Source organism: Chamaesiphon sp. OTE_20_metabat_361 (assembly GCF_031364565.1).
Map to the genome: position 1 here is coordinate 1 of NZ_JANLWO010000777.1, position 5,092 is coordinate 5,092.

2 protein-coding genes are annotated in these 5,092 nt (G+C 53.5%); both read left to right on the forward strand.

All coding sequences use genetic code 11. From position 1 onward, the window contains the following. The coding region (locus RMO35_RS21990; RefSeq protein ID WP_309744312.1) for a methyl-accepting chemotaxis protein at nucleotides 1-1,043 on the forward strand (1,043 nt) is incomplete at its 5' end. A 150-nt stretch (nucleotides 1,044-1,193) separates the two neighbouring features. Beyond that, nucleotides 1,194-4,742 (forward strand): response regulator, encoded by a 3,549-nt coding sequence (locus RMO35_RS21995; RefSeq protein WP_309744314.1) that lies wholly within the window; start codon nucleotides 1,194-1,196, stop codon nucleotides 4,740-4,742. Nucleotides 4,743-5,092: the final 350 nt, after the last annotated feature.

Below are 5,092 nucleotides of genomic sequence, written 5' to 3' on the forward strand. Positions count from 1 at the left end.
CTCAAGAACAGGAGTTATCCTCGATCGTCGATCGAGAACGTGCTAACCGTCAAGAATTGGAATCCGAAGCGCTGCGAGTCCTCAAAGCGATCGCCCCCTCCTTCCGAGGTGACTTGACCGTGCGTGCGCCCCTATCGGAAACCGAAATCGGGACGATCGCCGATGGTTACAATACCACCATTCAGAGCTTGCGCGAACTAGTCCGCCAAGTCCAAACCGCCGCAACCAGCGTCAGCAGTACCTCTAGCGAAAACAACCTGCTGGTCAATAACCTCTCCGCTCAAGCGCAACAAGAACTCGAACAGCTCGATCGCGCCTTGATCCAAGTGGACTTAATGGCAGCTTCGAGTAAAGAAGTCGCCGACTTCGCTCAAGAAGTCGAACTAGTGGTTCAATCCGCCAACCGCACCGTGCAAACTGGCGACACGCTGATGGAAAGCACCGTCGAAGAAATCTTAGAGATTCGCTCTACCGTATCCACCACCGCCAAAAAAATCAAACGTCTCGGTGAAACCTTCCAGAAGATTTCCAAAGTCGTCAACCTGATCGAAAACTTCGCCACCCAAACCAACCTTCTCGCCTTGAATGCTTCGATCGAAGCCACCCGCGCGGGTCAGTATGGTAAAGGTTTCGCAGTAGTAGCCGATGAAGTTCGCTCCTTGGCTTATCAATCTGCCAATGCGACCACCGAAATCGAACGCCTGGTAGATGAAATCCGGATCGACACCAACGACGTGACCGAAGCCATGGAAATCGGGATCGCCCAAGTCGTCCAAGGTACCAACTTAGTCAACGAAACCCGCCAAAGCCTCAGCGAAATCGTCGTAGCGACCGGACAAATCAGCGAACTAGTCAAAGCGATTAGTAAATCCGCCAGCACCCAAACCAAACAGTCTCAAAAACTGAGCGAAGCAATGATCGACGTCGCCACGATCGCCAATCTCAGCTCCGACAGCGCCCTCCAAATCTCCGAATCTTGCCAACAGCTCATCACCACTTCGCAAGTGCTAGAGACTAGTGTGAGTCGCTTTAAGGTTGATTAGGGAATAGGGAATAGGGGATAGGGAATAGGGAAGAGGGAATATGGAGGACGCTTGCGTCCTAAACCCAGCTAAAACCTAAAATCCGAATCTCTATCCCCTATCCCCTATCCCCTATCCCCTATCCCCTATTCCCTACCCCCTATCCCCTAAATGACCGACGATCTAGATTTCCAAGAGTCACTCGATCGATACTTTGAGATCGAAGCGGCGGAATTACTCGAAACCATCGAACAAACCCTCCTGGGTTTAGTTGAAGAAAAAACGATCGAGCGCGTCCATACCCTGATGCGAGCGGCACACACCATTAAAGGCAGTGCGGCTAATTGTGGGTTCAAAACGATCGAGACCATCGCCCATCACCTAGAAGATGTCTTCCAGGCGCTCTACCCGCCCGAACTCGAAATCGACCCGGAACTAGGTCTGCTCTTAATGGAGGGCTACGATTGCCTGTATGACCCCTTGAGTGCCCTCCTCGCCAAGATTCCCTACGATGAAGCTGCTACCCTCGAACGGACGGCGACGCTATTTGCCAGACTGCAAACTCATTTAGGTGATTTCTTCGGGCGCGAGACGCCATTACCGACCGCCGCCGAGCTGGGGTTTGATGTAATTGGGTCGATCTTTACCGACAGTATCCCGCACGATCTCGAAGACTTAGCTGCGGCGATTGCCAGTCAAAATACGGCTAAAGTTCAGGAAAGTTTGACTTCCCTAGCCGAATTTTTATTAGAACTCGGTGGCTCTTATAGTTTGCCAGGGATTGCCGCGATCGCCAAGGCAACCCTTGCCGCTCTACAACGCCATCCCGGTGGCGTATTGGAGCTAGCGCCGATCGCGCTGGCAAATTTCCAGCAAGCACAAGTCTCGATCGTCGGCGGCGATCGATCTGTGGGTGGCGAAGTATCTTTAGAGCTGGCGAACTGGGGCGAACAGTCTGTCACCACACTAGCAGCCAATATCCATGATGCGGATTCCGCGCAATGGTTATCCCTCGTCGAACCGCTCGCCCCTACTGCGACTACTACCACGACCGATTTAGGTAGCTCCGAATGGTTATCCCTCATCGAAGATGGTACCACTGCTGAAGCCACCGATTTGGGTAGCTCGGAATGGTTGTCTCTCATTGAAGATGGATCTACCACCGCTGTCCCTGAGATCGCAACTACCGAGTCATCTACATCGGACTGGCTCTCGCTGGTAGATGAACCGCAGACATTAGAGACCCCGGAGATCGCGACTACCGAGTCATCTGCCTCAGACTGGCTCTCTCTAGTAGACGAACCGCAGACAGTAGCAATCCCATCCAGCGAACCGACTACTTCAGAATGGTTATCCTTAGTCGAGGATGAGTCCGAGCTGGTCGTGGATGCAGTAGTCACCGAATTCGATCCAGAGATTATTGAAATTGGCACCTTCGAGCCAGAAACTTTCCATACCGTCGTACCCGCCGCCGTTGAATATCCGCATCTGGCGTCGATCGAGCATCGTCCCGCCGCAGTTCAGTCTGGGTCAGAACTAGCCATTACGAATCGATCTGGCGTCGATCGGATCCTCCAATCGATTTGGCTCGGACAACCAGCAGCCACTGACGAGCTAGAACCACCCGCAGAGCGGGCTGCCGAGCCAGCTCCCGCCGATGCCGCCGTCAGCGTCCGCGTGGCGACAGTCCAACTCGAACGCCTTAGCCATACGATTGGCGAATTGCTCATCGATGACAACCAGCTCCATCTCCGCGCCGAGCAACTCCAAAAACTCGCCCAATCTACCGTCGAACAATACCGCCGCTGCGAACAGAAACTGCGACTAGTAGGCGATTGGGCAGATAAAAATGCCGCGATCGACGATCGACAAAAATCCTCATCTCGGCGCGATAAATCCAAAAAGCAGCGCAAACACCAGTCGGGGAAAAAAGCGGACAACCAGATCCAGACACAGTTTGATAGCCTCGAAATGGATGTCTACAGCGATCTGAGTATCCTCCTCCAAAACCTCACCGACGACATCGCCGAACTCGGCATTCGGGTGGGTAATTTGGTCGAAATGACTCAAAAATCGCGGATGACTATGGGCAAACGCAAACAACTACTTGCCGAAGCTCAATCCGAACTATTTGCCGCCAGAATGGTCGAGATCGCGGGCGTCCTCAACCGCTTCCCGCGCTTGCTCCAGCAGATGATCGCGTCCCACCGCAAACCCGCTCAACTCCAACTGATCGGTAGCGAAGTTTCGATCGATAAAATTATCGCTGAAAAACTCTACGATCCTTTACTACACCTGGTTAGAAACGCCTACGACCACGGCATCGAACCCCCAGAAGTGCGATCGGCTCAGGGTAAATCCGAGACTGGTACCCTCACCATCAAAGTCTACCACCAAGGCAACCGCACCAAAATCGAAGTCAGCGACGACGGACAAGGCTTGAACTGGACGAAAATCCGCCAACGGGCGATCGCACTCCATCTCCTCGACGCGAACACCGCCGACACCGCCACCGAAGCCGAACTTGCCGAAATCATGTTTGCGCCCGGATTCTCGACCGCTGAAAAAGTCAACGATCTTTCCGGTCGCGGCATCGGTTTGGATGTCGTCCGCGACCGTCTGGGTGCCTTACAGGGGACGATCGATGTCCGCTCTGTAGCTGGTAAAGGTACCACATTTATCATGCAATTCCCGCTCAACCTCACCACCACCCGATTGATGATTTGCGAATCAGGGGGCTTCGTCCACGCCTTGCGATCGGAAGCCATTTCGCAGGTATTATTACCCTCACCCGATCGGATTCAGTCCCAATCTCTGCAAACAGCACAGGGCACATCCACCTTCCTGCGGTGGGGTGAAGGTGCGGCTCAAAAATTAATTCCCATCTACCCAGTCAACAGTCTAATGGACTATCACTGTCCGATCGGTCGCGATCCTCAAGCTGTCGTCAATCTGTTCCCCCCCAAAGCCAAAAACACCCCCAACGCCCTACTCCTGCTGGATATCGATAACGAACAAGTCTGTCTCGAAGTCAGCCGGATCTTAGTAGAACAAGAACTCGTCGTCAAATCCCTGGGTCAAACCTTTGGATTGCCCAACTATGTTCAAGGTTACAGCGTCTTAGGCGATGGTAGCTTGACGCTCGCGATCGATCCGATCGAATTGCTCGCCCGCGTCCGCAATAGTACCGCCAAATTGCCACAGATTCCAACCGTCCAACCCGCGCTAGCAGCCGCTACCCAACCCGCTCTGGCTCCAGCTAGCGACGCCCCGATCCCCAAGGAAGTTGCCGATACCATCAACCAGATCGACAATCGTAACGCCACTCCCGGACGACAATTGCAAGTCTTAGTCGTAGACGATTCCCTCGTCCAACGCCAAAGCCTCGCCCGCTCCCTTACCAAAGCTGGCTGTCAAGTCATCCAAGCCAGTCACGGTCGCGAAGGCATCCTCCGCCTCCAAGAACATCCCCGGATTCGCTTGGTGGTGTGCGACATCGAAATGCCCCAAATGAACGGCTTTGAGTTCCTCAGCTATTGCCGCCAAGATCCCAAACTCTCCCAAATTCCGATCGTCATGCTCACCACGCGCGGCGGTCAAAAACACCGCGATCTCGCCATGACCCTCGGTGCCAAAAACTACCTCACCAAACCCCAATCCGATCGCGATTTACTCGATATCGTCGCTCAATTGGCACAGCCGAGTGAAGTCGGGGTTTAGAGGGGATAGGGGATAGGGAATAGGGAATAGGGGGAAGAGTTAGTAGAAAATCCGTAGGTTGGGTTGAGCGATAGCGAAACCCAACTAACATACCAACACCCTGGAAATGTTGGGTTTCGCGGCTCAACCCAACCTACGATCTGGATGCAAGTATTATCTCTATCCAAAATACTTTTGCCTATCCCCTATCCCCTACCCCCTATCCCCTATCCTCCCTATCCCCTATCCCCTATCCCCTATCCCCTAAGATGCCATCCACACTCCCCCAGCGGCTATCCAGCATCAACGACGATAACGACCATCTGCGGACGATCGTCTTTGCACTGGCAGATTTAGAGCAGACACCAATG